General features: G+C 37.1%; 19 protein-coding genes, 1 rRNA gene and 1 riboswitch. Of the genes, 18 read left to right on the top strand and 2 right to left on the bottom strand.

Going from position 1 to position 18,521, the window contains the following annotated elements:
- The first annotated feature begins 57 nt into the window (after positions 1–57).
- The 15 genes from rrf to purD all read left to right on the top strand — a co-directional run bounded on the left by rrf (position 58) and on the right by purD (position 14,469).
- A 5S ribosomal RNA gene (gene rrf, locus I5818_RS23820) occupies positions 58–174 on the top strand.
- Between the two features lie 371 nt (positions 175–545).
- The gene (locus I5818_RS23815; RefSeq protein ID WP_071977416.1) at positions 546–1,091 is read left to right on the top strand and encodes a DUF2179 domain-containing protein; all 546 of its coding nucleotides are present in this window, start codon (positions 546–548) and stop codon (positions 1,089–1,091) included.
- Entirely contained in the window at positions 1,084–1,278 is a 195-nt protein-coding gene (locus I5818_RS23810) for an NETI motif-containing protein (protein ID WP_058004472.1), read from the top strand. Before I5818_RS23815 ends, I5818_RS23810 begins: the two co-directional genes overlap by 8 nt.
- A gap of 87 nt (positions 1,279–1,365) precedes the next feature.
- Positions 1,366–1,466: riboswitch (purine riboswitch) on the top strand.
- 112 nt (positions 1,467–1,578) lie between these two features.
- The gene (gene purE / locus I5818_RS23805) at positions 1,579–2,067 is read left to right on the top strand and encodes a 5-(carboxyamino)imidazole ribonucleotide mutase (protein WP_071977417.1); all 489 of its coding nucleotides are present in this window, start codon (positions 1,579–1,581) and stop codon (positions 2,065–2,067) included.
- Positions 2,060–3,202 carry a 5-(carboxyamino)imidazole ribonucleotide synthase gene (gene purK, locus I5818_RS23800; RefSeq protein ID WP_071977418.1) on the top strand — a complete coding sequence of 381 codons (1,143 nt, stop codon included), beginning with the start codon at positions 2,060–2,062 and terminating at the stop codon, positions 3,200–3,202. The genes purE and purK overlap by 8 nt, the downstream gene beginning before the upstream one ends.
- A complete protein-coding gene (purB, locus tag I5818_RS23795; RefSeq protein WP_058004475.1) occupies positions 3,203–4,498 on the top strand; it encodes an adenylosuccinate lyase in 1,296 nt (431 codons plus the stop codon).
- Between the two features lie 107 nt (positions 4,499–4,605).
- Positions 4,606–5,328 carry a phosphoribosylaminoimidazolesuccinocarboxamide synthase gene (purC, locus tag I5818_RS23790; RefSeq protein ID WP_071977419.1) on the top strand — a complete coding sequence of 241 codons (723 nt, stop codon included), beginning with the start codon at positions 4,606–4,608 and terminating at the stop codon, positions 5,326–5,328.
- Positions 5,321–5,575 carry a phosphoribosylformylglycinamidine synthase subunit PurS gene (purS, locus tag I5818_RS23785; protein ID WP_058004477.1) on the top strand — a complete coding sequence of 85 codons (255 nt, stop codon included), beginning with the start codon at positions 5,321–5,323 and terminating at the stop codon, positions 5,573–5,575. The genes purC and purS overlap by 8 nt, the downstream gene beginning before the upstream one ends.
- Positions 5,572–6,255 carry a phosphoribosylformylglycinamidine synthase subunit PurQ gene (gene purQ, locus I5818_RS23780; RefSeq protein WP_058004478.1) on the top strand — a complete coding sequence of 228 codons (684 nt, stop codon included), beginning with the start codon at positions 5,572–5,574 and terminating at the stop codon, positions 6,253–6,255. The genes purS and purQ overlap by 4 nt, the downstream gene beginning before the upstream one ends.
- On the top strand, positions 6,239–8,461 hold the full coding sequence (purL, locus tag I5818_RS23775; RefSeq protein ID WP_071977420.1) for a phosphoribosylformylglycinamidine synthase subunit PurL: 2,223 nt from the start codon (positions 6,239–6,241) through the stop codon (positions 8,459–8,461). Before purQ ends, purL begins: the two co-directional genes overlap by 17 nt.
- The gene (gene purF / locus I5818_RS23770; protein WP_058004480.1) at positions 8,446–9,867 is read left to right on the top strand and encodes an amidophosphoribosyltransferase; all 1,422 of its coding nucleotides are present in this window, start codon (positions 8,446–8,448) and stop codon (positions 9,865–9,867) included. The genes purL and purF overlap by 16 nt, the downstream gene beginning before the upstream one ends.
- 12 nt (positions 9,868–9,879) lie before the next feature.
- Positions 9,880–10,914, top strand: a complete 1,035-nt coding sequence (gene purM, locus I5818_RS23765; RefSeq protein ID WP_058004481.1) for a phosphoribosylformylglycinamidine cyclo-ligase — start codon at positions 9,880–9,882, stop codon at positions 10,912–10,914.
- A gap of 4 nt (positions 10,915–10,918) precedes the next feature.
- Positions 10,919–11,503 (top strand): phosphoribosylglycinamide formyltransferase, encoded by a 585-nt coding sequence (gene purN, locus I5818_RS23760; protein WP_071977421.1) that lies wholly within the window; start codon positions 10,919–10,921, stop codon positions 11,501–11,503.
- On the top strand, positions 11,500–13,029 hold the full coding sequence (purH, locus tag I5818_RS23755; protein WP_071977422.1) for a bifunctional phosphoribosylaminoimidazolecarboxamide formyltransferase/IMP cyclohydrolase: 1,530 nt from the start codon (positions 11,500–11,502) through the stop codon (positions 13,027–13,029). The genes purN and purH overlap by 4 nt, the downstream gene beginning before the upstream one ends.
- A gap of 171 nt (positions 13,030–13,200) precedes the next feature.
- Positions 13,201–14,469 carry a phosphoribosylamine--glycine ligase gene (gene purD / locus I5818_RS23750; RefSeq protein WP_071977423.1) on the top strand — a complete coding sequence of 423 codons (1,269 nt, stop codon included), beginning with the start codon at positions 13,201–13,203 and terminating at the stop codon, positions 14,467–14,469.
- A 118-nt stretch (positions 14,470–14,587) separates the two neighbouring features.
- On the opposite strand, the gene I5818_RS23745 is transcribed toward purD, so the two are convergent.
- On the bottom strand, positions 14,588–14,917 hold the full coding sequence (locus tag I5818_RS23745; protein ID WP_065107275.1) for a YgaP family membrane protein: 330 nt from the start codon (positions 14,915–14,917) through the stop codon (positions 14,588–14,590).
- 114 nt (positions 14,918–15,031) lie between these two features.
- Here I5818_RS23745 and I5818_RS23740 point away from each other — a divergent pair, with 114 nt between their 5' ends.
- The 3 genes from I5818_RS23740 (at position 15,032) to I5818_RS23730 (ending at position 18,260) form a co-directional block, all read left to right on the top strand.
- Positions 15,032–16,774 carry an adenine deaminase C-terminal domain-containing protein gene (locus tag I5818_RS23740; protein WP_071977424.1) on the top strand — a complete coding sequence of 581 codons (1,743 nt, stop codon included), beginning with the start codon at positions 15,032–15,034 and terminating at the stop codon, positions 16,772–16,774.
- Between the two features lie 46 nt (positions 16,775–16,820).
- Positions 16,821–17,864, top strand: coding sequence for a DUF3048 domain-containing protein (locus I5818_RS23735; protein WP_071977475.1), 1,044 nt, complete (start codon positions 16,821–16,823; stop codon positions 17,862–17,864).
- Between the two features lie 75 nt (positions 17,865–17,939).
- Complete coding sequence (locus I5818_RS23730) at positions 17,940–18,260, top strand: YerC/YecD family TrpR-related protein (protein WP_058004486.1); 321 nt, start codon at positions 17,940–17,942, stop codon at positions 18,258–18,260.
- Positions 18,261–18,351: 91 nt separating this feature from the next.
- Here the strand turns inward: I5818_RS23730 and I5818_RS23725 are convergent, their stop codons facing one another.
- Positions 18,352–18,510: a hypothetical protein gene (locus tag I5818_RS23725; RefSeq protein ID WP_158022240.1), complete on the bottom strand. Its 159-nt coding sequence runs from the start codon at positions 18,508–18,510 to the stop codon at positions 18,352–18,354.
- Between the last annotated feature and the right edge of the window lie 11 nt (positions 18,511–18,521).

Raw genomic sequence — 18,521 nt, 5'->3', positions numbered from 1 at the left:
AACCGTTACTTCTTTATATATCTAGTTTTGAGGGAATAAACCCTTAATAAAATATAGTCTGGTAATTATGGCAAGAAGGTCACACCCGTTCCCATCCCGAACACGGAAGTTAAGCTTCTTAGCGCCGATGGTAGTTGGGGGCTCTCCCCCTGCAAGAGTAGGACGTTGCCAGGCAAAATGAAGCCACAGAATTTATCTGTGGTTTTTTATTTGTTTTATAATTTTTCTTTTAAATAAATTGTAGCTGATAAACCCATTAAAATGAGTTTCAGACCAAACAAAATAGTGAAGAAACACTACAAATAATATTAAAAACCATCAACAAACAGAACAAAACCATTCAGAAATCGTAGAACCATATATATGTATAAAGAAACACTTCAAAAAAATTGCTGAACCATTCAAAAAAATAATTGGACCCTTCAAACACTCCTGATAAACCAATCACTATTTTCTATTTCAAATGATAAATATCAAAAAATCTGTTTGATAAATTAATTTTAGGAAAAATATAAAGTAATGCTATTTTTCTGGGAGGGCTTGTATTGCTTCAAAACAGTATTATAATGGTATTTATTATTTTGATTATTAACATTGTTTATGTTTCTTTTTTTACAATCCGGATGATTTTAACCTTAAAGGGTTATCGATACATAGCAGCATTTGTAAGTATGATTGAAATCATAATATATGTAGTCGGATTGGGACTAGTCCTCGATAATTTAAATCATATCCAAAACATTATTGCTTATGCCGTAGGGTATGGTATTGGTGTGATTGTTGGAATGAAATTAGAGGAAAAGCTAGCATTAGGATATATTACAGTTAATGTTATTACGAAAGAATATGACAAGGATTTACCTAAACAATTAAGAGATAGTGGGTATGGTGTAACAAGTTGGGCAGCGAATGGCTTGGAAGGTGATCGAATGGCACTACAAATTCTAACACCACGAAAATATGAATTAAAATTATATCAAAAAATTAAGGAATTAGATCCTAAGGCTTTTATTATTGCATATGAACCTAAAACTATTTATGGTGGGTTTTGGGTGAAAAGTGTAAAGAAAGGAAAATTGAAGCATGAGTAAAAAAAAGCAATTTGAAGTACTACAGAATGAAACGATATCTGATTGCTTGACCCGTATGGAAAAAGAGGGGTATCGTCCAGTAAGAAGAATTGAAAAGCCAATTTTTAAAGAAGTTGTTACTGATAAAGATACTGAATATGAACCAATTAGTCGAATTATTGTGTTTGAAGGCCAAAAGACCGAATAAAACACGAACATTTGTAATTAACGATAAATGATTGTTCGATTTTTGATTGACATGGGGTAAACCTATTGTTAAGATGTAAATGTAAAAGTTAAAGTTAAATATTCCTCTCATATATAATGGGGATATGGCCCATACGTTTCTACCCAATTACCGTAAATGATTGGACTATGAGAGAAAGTCGATTTTGGGATTTATCTTCCATTTATTTGAATTCGCTTTTCTCCCGGATGAACTGCTTTCTCTCAACTGATAGCAGATTTATCCGGGTTATTTATTTTAAAAATTATGACGGAGGCCTATATGAAAACCAAAGTCGGAGTTATTATGGGAAGTATTTCAGATTGGGAAACAATGAAATATACTTGTGAAATATTAGAAGAATTAGAGATTAAGTATGAAAAAAGGGTAGTTTCTGCTCATAGAACTCCTGATTTAATGTTTGAGTATGCTGAAACTGCCAGAGACCGAGGTCTAGAAGTGATTATTGCTGGGGCAGGTGGTGCAGCTCATTTACCAGGAATGATTGCAGCAAAAACAACGCTTCCTGTAATTGGAGTACCCATTCAATCGAAGGCTTTAAATGGCTTAGATTCATTATTATCAATCGTACAAATGCCTGGTGGAGTCCCAGTAGCAACCGTAGCTATCGGGAAAGCAGGCGCTCAAAATGCAGGGCTTTTAGCTGCACAAATTCTATCTATAAATAATCAAGAAATCGCTAATCAATTAGAAAATAAACGCTTAGAAACAAAAAAAAGTGTGCTTGAAAGTAGTGATCATCTTGAATAATACATTTATTCAACCAGGGAAGACCATTGGAATTATTGGTGGAGGCCAATTAGGTAGGATGATGGCATTAGCTGCTAAAGAAGCAGGGTTTAGAATTATTGTATTAGACCCTACTGATGATTGTCCATGTGGTCAAGTTGCCGATGAACAATTAACAGCCGGCTATGATGATTTTCAGGCTTTACAACGATTGGCAGAAAAATGTGATGTCATCACATTTGAATTTGAAAACATTGACTATGAATCGTTAGTTTCGCTGACGAAAATAGCAAATGTCCCGCAAGGCGCAGAAATTATCCGTATCACACAGGATCGAATCACTGAAAAACGTACACTTATCGATGCAGGTGTTAAAGTGGCACCGTATGAGGTAATCCACTCAAAAGCGGAATTACTCAATGGGATTGAACAAATCGGATATCCATGTGTTTTAAAAACAAGCCGTGGAGGATATGATGGAAAGGGTCAGCATGTATTGAGAAGTAATCAAGATGTCTTAGAGGCTGAAAAACTTCTCGTACATGGTCCTTGTGTTCTTGAGTCATGGCTTGCATTTGAAAAGGAAATATCAGTGATTATTACTAGAAACGGAAATGGTGACATGGAATGCTTTCCAGTAGGAGAGAATATTCATGTAGACAATATTTTGCATCAAACCATTGTCCCAGCACGTATAAAAGAAGATATCGCTGAAACTGCATATAGACTAGCAAGACAAATTGCAGATCATATTCATCTTGTTGGAACATTAGCAGTTGAGATGTTTGTGACTAGGGATGGAGACATATTTATTAATGAACTAGCTCCTAGACCACATAATTCGGGACATTACTCGATTGAAGCATGTGATTTTTCTCAATTTGCACAGCATATTCGATCCATTTGCAACTGGCCATTAAGTCAGCCTAAACTATTAAAACCAGTCGTAATGGTGAATGTATTAGGTCAACATGTGGCAAAATTAATCAAACAAATTCCATTACATTCAGATTGGTCTATACATTTATATGGAAAGGCTCAAGCAAAGCATCAAAGGAAAATGGGACATGTTACAGTTTTGACAGATAATATTGATATCACATTATTAGATTTAAATAATAGTGGGATTTGGAATTTAGAATCGGAGGAAAAATGAATGATTGATCGTTATACACGTCCAGAAATGGGCGCTATTTGGACAGAAGAAAATCGTTTTAAGGCATGGCTAGAGGTAGAGATCTTAGCGTGTGAGGCATGGGCTGAACTTGGAGAAATACCGAAAGAGGATGTACAAAAGATCCGTGAACATGCAACATTTGATGTAAATCGTATTAAAGAGATTGAGGAAGAAACTCGCCATGATGTGGTAGCTTTTACAAGAGCAGTTTCAGAATCATTAGGTGAAGAACGAAAATGGGTACATTACGGATTAACTTCAACGGATGTCGTAGATACAGCTTTATCCTATTTATTAAAGCAAGCAAACGAAATTATTTTAAAAGATATTGAGAATTTTATTGGAATCATTGCTGATAAAGCAAAGGAACATAAATATACGGTAATGATGGGAAGAACCCATGGTGTCCATGCAGAACCAACTACATTCGGTTTAAAACTCGGATTATGGTATGAAGAAATGAAACGTAATCTTGAGAGATTTAAGCAAGCAGCAGCTGGTGTAGAGTTTGGTAAGATTTCAGGAGCAGTAGGTACGTATGCAAATATCGATCCATTTGTTGAGAAATATGTATGCGAAAAGCTTGGATTACAGGCAGCACCTATTTCAACACAAACATTACAAAGAGATCGTCACGCACACTATATGGCAACATTAGCACTAGTTGCAACATCAATTGAAAAGTTTGCTGTTGAGATTCGCGGATTACAAAAAAGTGAAACTCGTGAAGTAGAAGAGTTTTTTGCTAAAGGTCAAAAAGGATCGTCTGCGATGCCACATAAGAGAAATCCAATAGGATCGGAGAATATGACAGGTATGGCTCGTGTTATTCGTGGCTATATGACAACAGCCTACGAAAATGTAGCATTATGGCATGAAAGAGATATTTCCCATTCATCTGCAGAACGAATTATTTTACCTGATGCGACGATTGCCTTGAATTATATGCTGAATCGCTTTGCGAACATCGTGAAAAACTTAACTGTATTCCCTGATAACATGAAGCGAAATATGGATAAGACCCTTGGACTTATTTATTCACAACGTGTGCTGCTAGCACTAATTGATAAGGGAATGGTCCGTGAAGAAGCATATGATACTGTTCAACCGAGAGCAATGGAGGCGTGGGAAAAACAAATTCCATTCCGTGATCTTATCGAAGCAGATCCTGTCATCCAGAGCAAACTAAGCAAAGAAGAAATTGCTGATTGCTTCGATTATAACTATCATCTAAAAAATGTAGACATCATCTTTGAGCGCTTAGGACTTAATTAAATATAGGATCTCTAGCAGCTTTTAACTAATAGCTTAATGCATTTCTAATAAACTAGACACTTACGATTCATAATCGTAAGTGTCTAACACCTTAGGGGGCTCATGTAATGGAGAAACAAGAGTTGATGTATGAAGGGAAGGCAAAGAGGGTTTACAAAACAGATAGTGCTGGCGTTTTGTGGATTGAATATAAGGATTCTGCAACCGCATTTAACGGGGAGAAGAAATCAGAGATTGCTGGTAAAGGACAGCTTAATAATGAAATTACAAGTATAATTTTCGCGCGATTAAAGGAATTTGGAATTGAAAGTCATTTTATTGAAAAAATCTCTGGATATGAACAGCTGGTTCAACAGGTTTCAATTATCCCCCTAGAGGTTGTAACGAGAAATATCGTGGCGGGAAGCTTAGCGAATAGACTTGGATTGGAAGAAGGAACACGATTAAAGCAACCGATTGTTGAATTCTATTACAAAAATGATGAATTAGGCGACCCTTTAATTACAGAGGACCATATTGAAGTATTAGAGATTGCTAGTTTACAAGAACTTGCTCTTTTAAAACAACAAGCACTGAAAATAAACGATATTTTATCAAAAATCTTTTTAGAGTTAGGCGTTCGCTTAGTTGATTTTAAACTAGAATTTGGTAAGGATACTAGAGGAGCAATATTACTAGCTGATGAAATTTCACCAGATACTTGCCGATTATGGGATAAGAAAACCAATCAAAAGCTAGATAAAGATGTTTTTCGACGAGATTTAGGAGACATAACAATTGTCTACCAGGAAATATTAAATCGCTTGAAGGGGGAAACAACACATGTATAAAGTAAAGGTTTATGTAACTTTAAGAGAAAGTGTTTTGGATCCACAAGGAACAGCCGTTAAAAATTCACTTCACAGTATGAATTATCGTGAGGTGACAGATGTAAGAATTGGTAAATATATGGAGCTGATAATTGAAAAAAGCGATCGTGATATAGAAGAGGTTATTCATGAGCTATGTACACGTCTCCTTGCTAATACTGTTATTGAAGATTACCGATATGAAATTGAGGAGAGTGTTGCACAGTGAGATTTGCCGTAATCGTATTTCCTGGTTCTAACTGTGACGTAGACATGTTTCATGCAATTAAGGATGAACTTGGAGAAGAAGTTGAGTATGTATGGCATGATTCGGAACATCTTGACGAATTTGATGGAATTCTTTTACCGGGCGGTTTTTCTTATGGTGACTATTTAAGATCGGGAGCCATTGCTCGATTCTCCAATGTTATGAAGCAAGTAATTAAAGCTGCTGAAGCAGGTAAACCAATTTTAGGTGTCTGCAATGGATTTCAAATTTTATTAGAATCTGGTCTACTTCCAGGTGCAATGAGAAGAAATGATAGCTTACAGTTTATTTGTCAAACAGTTCAATTAAAAGTTGAAAATAGAAACACAATTTTTACTTCACAATATGAAAAAGATGAAATGATAAATATTCCGATTGCCCATGGTGAAGGGAATTATTATTGTGATGAAGAAACATTAACACGTTTAAAAGAGAATAAACAAATTGTCTTTACTTATAATCATAACCCCAATGGCAGTATTGCCAACATCGCAGGCATAATCAATGAAAAGGGCAATGTCCTTGGCATGATGCCACATCCGGAACGAGCAGTTGATGAATTACTAGGAAGTGCAGATGGACTTAAATTATTTCAATCAATAGTTAAGAACTGGAGGGAAGCTCATGTCGTTAATGCTTGAACCACATCCATCCCAAATAAAAGAAGAAAAAATATATCGTGAAATGGGCTTAACTGATGAAGAATTCGTCATGATCGAGAACATTTTAGGTAGATTGCCAAACTATACAGAAACAGGACTGTTTTCTGTTATGTGGTCAGAACACTGTAGCTATAAAAATTCCAAACCGATACTAAAAAAATTTCCAACCAAAGGTGAAAGAGTCCTTCAAGGTCCTGGAGAAGGGGCAGGTATTGTTGATATTGGCGATAATCAGGCCGTTGTCTTTAAAATAGAGAGTCATAATCACCCATCAGCTATTGAGCCCTATCAAGGAGCTGCAACGGGAGTAGGCGGGATTATCCGTGATGTGTTTTCCATGGGAGCAAGACCGATTGCCTTATTAAATTCATTACGTTTTGGGGAATTGGAAAATTCCAGAACAAACTATTTATTTAAAGAAGTGGTAGCTGGTATTGCCGGCTATGGTAATTGCATTGGGATTCCTACAGTTGGTGGAGAGGTTCAATTTGATCCTTCTTATGAAGGGAATCCACTAGTAAATGCCATGTGTGTTGGCCTAATTGATCATCAAGATATCCAAAAAGGTCAAGCAACTGGTGTAGGAAATACCGTGATGTATGTCGGAGCGAAAACAGGTAGAGATGGAATCCATGGGGCGACTTTTGCTTCTGAAGAATTAAGTGAGAAATCAGAAGAAAAGCGTCCAGCTGTCCAAGTAGGAGATCCATTCATGGAAAAACTATTATTAGAAGCTTGTCTTGAATTGGTGAAGTCTGATGCCTTAGTTGGTATACAGGATATGGGTGCAGCTGGTCTCACAAGTTCATCTGCAGAAATGGCAAGTAAAGCTGGATCGGGTATTGAAATGAACTTAGACCATATACCACAACGTGAAACAGGTATGACAGCTTATGAAATGATGCTTTCAGAATCACAGGAAAGAATGTTGATTGTTGTTAAGCAAGGAAGAGAGCAAGAGATCGTTGATTTATTTTCTAAATATGGATTAGAAGCAGTTTCTGTTGGACGTGTAACAGATGATAAGAAGCTTCGACTCATCCATCATGGAAAGATTGTTGCAGATGTACCGACGGATGCACTTGCTGAAGATGCGCCAGTATATTACAAGCCTTCAGAAGAGCCAGCTTATTATCGTGAATTCCAAGAAATGAATGAAGAGATTCCGAGTGTTGAAGATTATAAGAATACACTGGTCAATCTATTAAAACAGCCTACAATCTCTAGCAAGGAATGGGTATATAAACAGTACGATCATCAAGTACGTACGAATACGGTTGTTACTCCAGGATCTGATGCTGCGGTAGTTAGAATCCGTGGAACCAGAAAAGCATTAGCGATGACAACGGATTGTAATTCCCGCTATTTATATTTAGATCCAGAGACAGGTGGGAAAATTGCTGTAGCAGAGGCAGCAAGAAATATTGTTTGTTCTGGAGGACAGCCATTAGCGATTACTGATTGTCTGAATTTTGGTAATCCGGAGAAACCAGAAATCTTTTGGCAGCTTGAAAAGGCAGCAGATGGTATGAGTGAAGCATGTCGTGCACTTAATAGTCCCGTTATTGGCGGAAATGTCTCTCTTTATAATGAAACAAAAGGAGAAGCAATTTATCCAACACCTGTAATTGGAATGGTTGGCTTAATTGAAGACCTTAACCACATTACAACACAGCAATTTAAACATAATGGTGATCTCATTTACCTTATTGGTGAGACAAAGCCTGAATTCGGGGGCAGTGAGCTTCAGAAAATGCAGAATAACGATATTTTTGGCAAATCACCGACGATTGATTTAGCAATTGAGTCTAATAGACAGGCTCAGCTGTTGTCCGTGATTAAAGAAGGTATAGTTTCTTCAGCTCATGATATTGCTGAAGGTGGACTAGCAGTTGCCTTAGCGGAGTGTTTATTTGGAACAAATGGTTTAGGGGCAGAGGTTATCCTTGATGGAAACCCTGTAGTTGCTCTATTTAGTGAGACGCAGTCTAGATTTATTGTATCTGTCAAAGAAGAGGATAAGGAACAATTTGAAGCTAACGTTGATCATTCCTATTTAATTGGTCGAGTAACCGGCGATGAAAAGCTTTTGATTAAAGATACAAGTCATAAGGTCATTATCGAAGCGGATGTTCACGAGTGTGAGCAAGCTTGGAAAGGGGCTATCCCATGCTTGCTGAAATAAAGGGTTTGAATGAAGAGTGCGGTGTTTTCGGAATTTGGGGTCATCCAGATGCAGCAAAAATTACTTATTATGGTTTGCACAGCCTGCAACATCGTGGTCAGGAAGGGGCAGGTATTGTTGTAACCGATGGAGAAAGTTTACACGGAATAAAAGGAGAAGGACTTGTCACAGAAGTCTTTACTGAAGGAAAGATTGAAAAATTAGAAGGACAATCTGCGATTGGTCATGTTCGTTATGCAACAGCTGGTGGGGGTGGAGTTGAAAATGTTCAACCTCTCCTCTTCCACTCTCAAAATGGCAGCTTAGCCCTTGCCCATAATGGGAATATAGTCAATGCTAATGCCTTAAAGCATCAGCTTGAGGCACAAGGGAGTATTTTTCAAACAAGCTCTGATACAGAAGTATTAGCCCACTTAATTAAAAGAAGTGGCTTCCTTTCCTTAAAGGATCAATTAAAAAATGCTTTAACAATGTTGAAAGGTGCCTATGCATTTTTATTAATGACGGAATCAGAGTTAATGGTTGCACTTGATCCAAATGGTTTACGTCCCTTATCAATCGGTCGAATTGGAGATGCTTATTGTGTAGCTTCCGAAACATGTGCATTTGACATTATTGGAGCGGAATTTATTCGTGACGTACTACCTGGGGAGCTCATTGTTATTGACGATCATGGTCTTCGCTCTGAACCATTTACGTATTCTACCTCAAGTGCTATTTGTACAATGGAATATGTATATTTCTCACGACCGGATAGCAATATCCACGGAATCAATGTTCACTCAGCTAGGAAAAGAATGGGGAAACAATTGGCAATAGAAGCTCAAATAGAAGCGGATGTTGTCACTGGCGTTCCGGATTCAAGCATTTCTGCCGCGATCGGATATGCGGAATCTGCGGGGATTCCTTATGAATTGGGATTAATTAAAAATCGATATGTTGGAAGAACATTTATTCAGCCTTCACAATCACTAAGAGAGCAAGGGGTCCGAATGAAGTTAGCACCAGTTCGTGGAGTGGTTGAAGGGAAGCGAGTTGTTATGGTAGATGACTCAATTGTTCGTGGAACAACAAGTAGAAGAATTGTCACGATGCTAAGAGAAGCTGGAGCTAAAGAGGTTCATGTGTGCATTAGCTCTCCGCCAATGAAGAATCCTTGTTTTTATGGGATTGATACTTCTACACATGAAGAGTTAATTGCATCGAAGCATAGTGTTGAAGAAATTCGCGACATCATTGGTGCAGATTCCCTTACCTTCTTAAGTGTTGATGGAATGCTGCAAGCGATTGGAAGACCTCAAGACGGAAATCAGTGTGGTCAATGCTTAGCATGCTTTACTGGAAATTATCCAACGGAAATATATCCAGACACTGTACTACCTCATGAAAAAGAACTTGTGCGCTAGGGGGCTATGATAATGGGAAATACGTATCGTGATGCAGGAGTAAATATTGAAGCTGGATATGAAGCGGTAGAAAGAATCAAAAAGCATGCAGTACGTACTAATCGTCTAGGGGTTTTTGGGCAACTAGGAAGCTTTGGTGGTGTTTTTGATCTTTCTGCTTTAAATTTGAATGAACCTGTACTTGTATCAGGTACAGATGGAGTAGGAACCAAGCTAAAATTAGCTTTTCAAATGGATAAGCATGACACAATTGGAATTGACTGCGTAGCAATGTGTGTTAATGATATTGTTGTGCAAGGGGCAGAGCCGTTGTATTTTCTTGATTATATTGCCTGCGGAAAAGCAATACCTGAGAAAATAGAAGCAGTTGTTAAGGGGATCGCAGATGGTTGCGAGCAAGCTGGTTGTGCTCTTATCGGTGGAGAAACAGCAGAAATGCCAGGACTATATGATGTGAATGAATATGACTTGGCGGGATTTTCCGTCGGTGCATGTGAAAAATCTGAATTGATAACAGGGGAATTAATCCAAGAAAATGACGTGCTAATTGGACTATCTTCTAGTGGAATCCATAGCAATGGCTATTCACTAGTGAGAAAAATCTTTTTTGAAGATCATCAACTTTCTATAGATGAAAAGTTACCAGAATTAGAAGAAGCACTAGGAACTGAATTAATAACCCCAACAAAAATATATGTAAAGCCAATTTTAGAAGCAATGGCTAAATTTAAGATTAAAGGTATGGCACATATTACTGGTGGTGGGTTTATTGAAAATATTCCTCGTATGTTACCGAGCGGTTTGGGAGCTGAAATTCAGCTAGGAACATGGCCGATTTTGCCAATATTTAAAACACTGAAAAAATATGGTGAAATTACTCAGGAAGAAATGTTCAATACATTTAATATGGGAATTGGTTTTGTTATTGCGGTTGATTCATCAATTGTTGATGCGGCACTCGATTTCTTCAACACTCAGGGAGAACAGGCATACCAAATTGGGAAAATAACAAAACAGCCGGGTGTACAGTTTGTTAAAGGGAGTTAAGTAGATGACGAAAATTGCTATCTTTGCTTCAGGAAGTGGAAGTAATTATCAGGCTATTATGGATGCAATAAAGTCAGGTAGTTTAGAGGCATCAGTTGAATTACTCGTTTGTGACAGAGAAGACGCTTTTGTTCTCGAAAGAGCTAAAAGAGAACATACTCCTATTTTTCAATTTGATCCGAAGAGGTATGATTCAAAGTTTGATTATGAGAAAGAAATTACTAATGTACTGTATAAACATCAGGTCGAATTTATTGTTTTGGCAGGATATATGAGGCTCATTGGTGATACTTTACTACAGAAATTCACAAATCGGATTATTAATATCCATCCTTCACTTCTCCCTTCCTTTCCAGGAAAACATGCTGTGAGACAGGCACTCCAGGCAGGTGTTAAGGTGACAGGAGTAACAGTTCATTTTGTGGATGAAGGTATGGATACGGGTCCAATCATTGCTCAAGAGGCATTAAAAATAGATATATTGGATACAGAACAAACATTAGCCGAAAAGGTGCACAAAATTGAGCACCGTTTATATCCAGAAACCATTCAATTGTTATTGCAAAAAAACGAGGGGGTTACACCATGAAACGTGCATTAATCAGTGTTTCAGATAAAACAGGAATCGTAGAGTTTGCCAAAGGATTACTTGAGGCAGGAGTCGAGATTATTTCTACTGGCGGAACAAAACGAACACTTGAAGAAGCTGGTCTATCGGTAATTGGAGTAGAGGATGTGACAGGATTTCCGGAAATACTGGAAGGAAGAGTAAAAACACTTCATCCTTTCATTCATGGTGGGTTGCTAGCAAAACGTACTCCTGAACATCTTCAACAAATAGATCAACAAGGGATTACTCCTATCGATCTTGTTTGTGTGAATTTATATCCATTTCAACAAACGATTTCTAAGCCAAATGTGACAGAAGAAGAGGCTATTGAAAATATTGATATTGGTGGTCCAACTATGCTTCGTTCTGCAGCAAAGAATCATGATTACGTGACTGTCATTGTTGATGCACAGGATTATGATGGTGTATTAAAGGAAATAAAATTGAATGGTGCAGTGTCTAAAGAAACGAATAAACGTTTAGCTGCAAAGGTTTTCCGACATACTGCTGCATATGACTCTTATATTGCCGAATATATGACAAATCTTGTTGGAGAAGAAAATCCAGAACGTATCACTTTTTCTTATGAAATAAAACAATCATTGCGTTATGGAGAAAATCCTCATCAAAAGGCAAGTTTCTATATGAATCCAATTGGATCATTATTTTCTATTGCACATGCAAAGCAATTACATGGCAAAGAACTTTCTTACAATAATATTCACGATGCAGATGCAGCCCTTCAAATTGTGAAGGATTTTTCTGAACCTGTTGCAGTTGCGGTTAAGCATATGAACCCTTGTGGTGTTGGTTTAGGAAATAGTATAGCAGAAGCGTTTAAAAAGGCATATGAGGCTGATTCTACATCGATTTTTGGTGGTATCGTAGCATTTAATCGAGAAGTAGATAAAGAGACAGCTGAGCAACTACATGAAATCTTTTTAGAAATTATTATTGCACCATCATTTTCAGATGAAGCTCTATCAATTTTAACAAGTAAAAAAAATCTTCGCCTCTTGACAGTTTCTTTTGATCTCCAGCAAAAAAATGAAAAGGTCATTACATCAGTTGAAGGTGGTCTACTCATTCAAGATCAGGATACACATACATTTGATGATGCAAATATTTCAGTTCCAACCAATAGAAAGCCAACAGAGTCAGAGTGGAAGGCACTAAAACTGGGATGGAAAGTTGTAAAACATGTTAAATCGAATGCAATTGTTGTTTCCAATGATGAAATGACACTTGGAATTGGTGCAGGTCAAATGAATCGTGTAGGATCAGCTAATATAGCCTTAGAGCAAGCTGGGGATCTAGCAAAGGGGGCAGCAATGGCTTCTGATGCATTCTTTCCAATGGATGATACAGTTGAAGCAGCAGCGAAGTCTGGAATTACAGCGATCATTCAACCAGGTGGTTCAATACGCGACGAAGATTCTATTAAAAAGGCAAATGAGTACGGAATTGCCATGGTGTTTACAGGAATACGTCATTTCAAACATTAAACGTTCTTAATGATACAAAAGGACTTTTCAACAGGTGGAAAAATTTTTTAGCACCAGGAATTTTAGATCATACCAAACAGATTTTAGAGAAGAGCCTACTAAAAAAGAAAAAACAATGGGCACCTTGGGCGTAATTAAACCAGGTGCCATTTTTTAAGAGGGGATGAAAAAATGAATATTTTAGTCATAGGCAGAGGTGGGAGAGAACACGCAATTTGTAAAAAAGTGAAGGAAAGTTCATTGGTAAAAAAGGTATATTGTGCACCAGGTAATGGTGGAATTAGTGCGGATGCAGAGATTGTTCCCATTTCAGAAATGGATTTCAGCGAATTAATCACCTTTGCAAAGGAAAAGAAGATCGACTTAACCATTGTCGGACCTGAAGAGCCATTATCCGCTGGAATCGTTAATGAATTTCAAGCAGCTGGGTTACCTGTGTTTGGGCCGCGAAAAGAAGCAGCAATGATAGAAGGAAGTAAGGCTTTTGCCAAGGACTTAATGAAAAAATATCAAATTCCTACCGCAGCATATGAAACCTTTGATATGTATGAGGAAGCTAAGACGTATCTAGAGGAGCATGGTGCACCAGTTGTTATTAAAGCTGATGGTCTTGCTGCAGGTAAGGGAGTAATTGTGGCTTTCACGCTAGACGAAGCCCTATCCGGTCTTGAGGAAATGATGGTCAATGAAAAATTTGGTTCAGCATCGACAAAGGTTGTTATCGAGGAATTCTTAGAAGGTGAAGAATTTTCTTTAATGGCCTTTGTAAATGGTGAATCTGTTTATCCTATGGTGATTGCTCAGGACCATAAGCGTGCATTTGATGGAGATCAAGGGCCAAACACAGGGGGAATGGGAGCATATTCACCTGTACCACAAATACCTCAGACTGAGGTTGATCGAGCAGTTAAAGAAATTTTAGTTCCTACCGCCCATGCATTAGCACAAGAAAACAGGAATTTTACAGGAATTCTTTATGCAGGGTTAATTCTTACGCAGGAAGGACCTAAAGTAATTGAATTTAATGCCCGCTTTGGTGATCCAGAAACTCAGGTTGTACTAACTAGACTCGAATCCGATTTTGTTCAAATACTCAAAGATATAATGGATGAATCTACGCCGACAATTTCTTGGATAGATGAATCGGTAGTTGGTGTCGTTCTTGCTTCAAATGGTTACCCAAATTCATATGAAAAGAGTATAAAAATTCCTGATTTAACAAAGCTTGATTCCTCTACACTTGTGTTTCACGCGGGAACAGAGATGGGGGCAAATCAAACACTTGTATCTAATGGAGGAAGGGTACTACTGGTAACATCCAAGGGTGAGGATCTCAAAACAGCCATAAATAAAGTGTATGGAGAGATGGAGAACTTGACTATCGAAGGTTTTTTCTATCGTAAAGATATCGGATCAAAGGCTTTGGCTTTAGTGGAATAATTTAATCGTAGGTGTCTAGTAAAAATGAAAAGACACCTACGATTTTTTTTCAAACTGAAAGTGTAAAACAATTCCGCAATGTATGTTCCTTTGGGTGCTTGCGAATTAGTTTTTGCGCTTAATCTTTTAATTGATCTTGGAAGTTCTTGATCTCTTTCATCACATTGATATCTGTTTGATTATCTGAATGTTTTGCCGGAGTCATTGAGTGTTCTTCTTTCCCTTTATTACTGCCCATTGGATTTTGTCCGTTCTTCAATAGTTCTGTAACAGGACAATATCTGACAATACCTTCAGCCACTTTCATTGCGCTTAAAATCATCACAATAATATACGAATTGCACCATGGCTTTTTTGATAATTTTGCACTTGACCATGATAGTAAGGTTAAGCCGCAGGTTATGCGAATTAATGCATTGAGTATCCCAATATTAGGAGTAATTTTCATTTTATTGTTCTCCCTTCACAAATAAGTTGAAAATTATTGTAAAACTTTACTGCGTTAAACAGTAAAATATGATACTATAAGCAAAAGTAAATATCTCCTTAGGGAGGGATGTTAATGTTAGACCAAAGATACCGTTGGAAAAACAAGCAAATTCGCGAGCATGTTGCTATTTTAAACGGGAAGAAATCACCAACGATTCTTTTGAAAAATGCTAAATACTTACACTCGATTTTTCGAAAATGGATGACCGGTCATATTTGGATTTATGAAGATCGCATAGTGTATACAGGGAAAGCACTTCCTGATAATACAACCGATTGCGAGGTTATTGATTGCTCTGGATTAACTCTTGTTCCAGGCTATATTGAGCCACATGTTCACCCATTTCAATTATATAATCCCCAGTCCTTTGCACGATATGCATCAGAAACAGGGACCACGACTATCGTTAATGACAATTTAGTGCTTGCTTTGCAATTAGGAAAAAAGAAAGCGTTTTCTTTGATAAGAGAGCTACGCCATTCTCCAGTCACGATGTACTGGTGGAGTCGATTCGATTCCCAAACAGAGTTAAGGGAAGAGGAGACAGTATTTTCTCATAGTGAAGTAAAATCATGGCTTGAACATGATGCAGTTTTACAAGGTGGAGAATTAACAAGCTGGCCGAAGCTTCTAGATGGAGATGATTTAATTCTACATTGGATTCAAGAGGCAAAGCGCATGAGGAAAAAAATAGAAGGTCATTTTCCTGGTGCTTCAGAAAAGACATTAGCAAAAATGATGTTATTCGGGGCTGATTGTGACCATGAAGCAATGACAGGTGAAGAAGTTTATGATCGTTTAATGCAGGGTTATATGGTTTCTTTACGTCATTCATCGATTCGTCCAGATTTACCTGTTCTTTTAGATGATATGAAAAGATTAGGAATAGACCAATACGGATCCATGTTCTTTAATACTGATGGCTCCACTCCTGCATTTTATGAAAATGGAATATTGGATATGATGATTCGTATGGCTATTGAAAAAGGGATTCCAGTCATTGATGCTTATCTTATGGCCTCCTATAATGTAGCTCGATATTATAATATTGATCATTTACATGGCCTTATTACTACAGGGCGTGTGGCAAGTATAAACTTTCTTGAAGATGAAAAAAATCCTACTCCTATTGCCGTTCTATCTAAAGGAAAATGGTTAAAGAAAGATGGAATGGTATATGTTGAGGATCAGGATATAGAATGGAAGGAATATGGATTTGCTCCATTAGAATTGGATTGGAAACTAACGTATGATGATATGCAATTTTCTATGCCATTTGGGATTGAAATGATAAATGATGTAATTACGAAACCATATTCTGTAAGCTTTGATGTTTCTGCTGATCAACTTACTACAGATCATGATGAAAGTTTTATGATACTCATTGGCAGAGATGGAACATGGAGAATGAATACTATTGTAAAAGGTTTTTCTAGTCATGTTATGGGATTTGCATCATCATTTTCAAGTACAGGGGATATCATTTTAATTGGGAAGAACAAGAATGATATGATGTTTGCTTTTGATCGGATGAAGGAATTGGGTGGGGGAATTGTTTTAACCGAAAATGGAGATGTTATTCATGAAATTCCTCTTTGTTTATCAGGATTTATGTCAGATAAAGAAATGAATCTTTTAATCAAAGAGGAGAAAAAATTAAAGGAACTGCTTGCAGATCGAGGCTATCCTCATAATGATCCAATTTATTCCTTGTTATTTTTTTCAGCAACTCATTTACCTTATGTCAGAATTACCCAGAGAGGAATTTATGATGTAATGAACAAAACGGTACTCTTTCCAACAATAATGCGGTAAAATGTTAAAGCGAATACTTTTGAAAAAAGGGATGGGTTTTAAGAATATGGGTAAACGGAGATTGATCTTCATGATGATTATGTTGCTAACATTGTTGTCTGCCTGTAATCATCGTGAGCAATCAAAAAAGGAAGCAGCACAAGCTCCTGAAAGAGGGGAAGTTTCGGGAGACCAGCAGGAAGAACTTGAGCCTACATTCACTTTTCCATTAACGGGTTTAGGTACAGAAAATGAGCCGAATAATCGCTCAATTGCTGTTATGATCAATAATCATCCAAAAGCAAGACCTCAATCAGGACTAAGTAAGGCGGACATTATCTTTGAAGCATTGGCTGAAGGGGAGATCACACGCTTTCTTGCAATATTTCAAAGTGAAAAGCCGGATAAAATTGGACCTGTCCGAAGTGCAAGAGATTATTTTATCGATTTAGCTAAGGGGTATAACAGTCTTTATGTAGCACATGGCTACAGTCCTGAAGCCTATACGATGCTGGAGAACGGATATATTGATCATATAAATGGGATGCAATATGATGGCACCTTGTTCGAACGTACAAGCGATCGTCAAGCACCACATAACTCATATATCACATATGATAATATTTTAAAAGGTGCAGAGTTAAGAGATATCAATATGGACTTCGCACCACATCCATTGGAATTTGCAACAAATGATGAAATACAGCAAATTTATGGAGAAGAGATAAATCAAATAGACATTACTTATTCGAAAAGCAATGTATTTAATGTGAAATATGAATATAATAATGAGATTAAGAAGCTGTTAAGATATTCCGACGATGAACAAACAATTGATGAGGATTCAAATGAGCCAGTATTAATTGATAATCTTATTATTGTTGAAATGGAACATCATATCATTGATAATGAAGGTCGTCGAGACATTAATGTAACCTCCGGTGGAAAAGCATATATAGTCCAGAACGGAATGTACCGGGAAATTGCATGGAACAATATCGAAGGGGAGATTATCCCATATGAAAACGGGGAACCAATCAAACTTTTGCCAGGTAAAACGTGGATTAATATCGTTCCAAGTCTGAGTGATGTATCATTTAAAAACATGTAAATCACTATTGTTAATACAAAACGTCCATATTTTAAAATAAATATAAAACTAATGAAAAAATAGGGGAGATTACTAATGCAAATAGAAAAACTTCGTGGAAGAGCATTGGATCAATTATTTGAATCGGTGCTTTCACTGAAAGATATTGAAGAATGCTATCGATTTTTTGATGATCTTTGCACAATCAATGAAATCCAATCTTTAGCCCAGCGCTTAGAAGTAGCAAGAATGCTCCGTGAGAAAAAAACCTATCATGTAATTGAAGACGAAACAGGTGCAAGTACAGCAACCATTTCTCGTGTCAAACGTTGCTTAAATTATGGAAATGATTCTTATGAGATGGTGTTGGAAAGAATTAAGGATAAAGGATTAGAGAAAAAAGAAGAGACGGAATAGTAATTGTAAAAATAGCATGGGATCATGCTGTTTTTTTTGTGGAAAATAAAAAAGAAGAAGTAAAAGTGGTTTTTACTTCTTCTTTTTTTAATTAGGCTATAATACTTCTAGTTGAAAGAACTCTTGGTTCTAATTCACCGCCACCAGCAGCAATATCCTTGCCTTTATCATGTTGAAAATTGAAATTTACAATTAGAGCCCCACATAATAGTAATGAAGTAACAGCGGTAGAAATCATTAACTTTTTCATTTTTAAAATCC

This window comes from Heyndrickxia oleronia (genome assembly GCF_017809215.1).
Classification (GTDB): Bacteria; Bacillota; Bacilli; order Bacillales; family Bacillaceae_C; genus Heyndrickxia; species Heyndrickxia oleronia.
Note: the sequence above shows the minus strand (reverse complement) of the source record. Positions and strands in the feature narration are given on the sequence as shown.

What these genes read in the sequence shown, in the direction of transcription:
- I5818_RS23810 (WP_058004472.1), top strand. Translation starts at nt 1,084, where the DNA reads ATGAGTAAAAAAAAGCAATTTGAAGTACTACAGAATGAAACGATATCT.
- purE (WP_071977417.1), top strand. Translation starts at nt 1,579, where the DNA reads ATGAAAACCAAAGTCGGAGTTATTATGGGAAGTATTTCAGATTGGGAA.
- purB (WP_058004475.1), top strand. Translation starts at nt 3,203, where the DNA reads ATGATTGATCGTTATACACGTCCAGAAATGGGCGCTATTTGGACAGAA.
- purC (WP_071977419.1), top strand. Translation starts at nt 4,606, where the DNA reads ATGGAGAAACAAGAGTTGATGTATGAAGGGAAGGCAAAGAGGGTTTAC.
- purS (WP_058004477.1), top strand. Translation starts at nt 5,321, where the DNA reads ATGTATAAAGTAAAGGTTTATGTAACTTTAAGAGAAAGTGTTTTGGAT.
- purL (WP_071977420.1), top strand. Translation starts at nt 6,239, where the DNA reads ATGTCGTTAATGCTTGAACCACATCCATCCCAAATAAAAGAAGAAAAA.
- purF (WP_058004480.1), top strand. Translation starts at nt 8,446, where the DNA reads ATGCTTGCTGAAATAAAGGGTTTGAATGAAGAGTGCGGTGTTTTCGGA.
- purM (WP_058004481.1), top strand. Translation starts at nt 9,880, where the DNA reads ATGGGAAATACGTATCGTGATGCAGGAGTAAATATTGAAGCTGGATAT.
- purN (WP_071977421.1), top strand. Translation starts at nt 10,919, where the DNA reads ATGACGAAAATTGCTATCTTTGCTTCAGGAAGTGGAAGTAATTATCAG.
- purH (WP_071977422.1), top strand. Translation starts at nt 11,500, where the DNA reads ATGAAACGTGCATTAATCAGTGTTTCAGATAAAACAGGAATCGTAGAG.
- purD (WP_071977423.1), top strand. Translation starts at nt 13,201, where the DNA reads ATGAATATTTTAGTCATAGGCAGAGGTGGGAGAGAACACGCAATTTGT.
- I5818_RS23745 (WP_065107275.1), bottom strand. Translation starts at nt 14,917, where the DNA reads ATGAAAATTACTCCTAATATTGGGATACTCAATGCATTAATTCGCATA.
- I5818_RS23740 (WP_071977424.1), top strand. Translation starts at nt 15,032, where the DNA reads ATGTTAGACCAAAGATACCGTTGGAAAAACAAGCAAATTCGCGAGCAT.
- I5818_RS23735 (WP_071977475.1), top strand. Translation starts at nt 16,821, where the DNA reads ATGGGTAAACGGAGATTGATCTTCATGATGATTATGTTGCTAACATTG.
- I5818_RS23730 (WP_058004486.1), top strand. Translation starts at nt 17,940, where the DNA reads ATGCAAATAGAAAAACTTCGTGGAAGAGCATTGGATCAATTATTTGAA.
- I5818_RS23725 (WP_158022240.1), bottom strand. Translation starts at nt 18,510, where the DNA reads ATGAAAAAGTTAATGATTTCTACCGCTGTTACTTCATTACTATTATGT.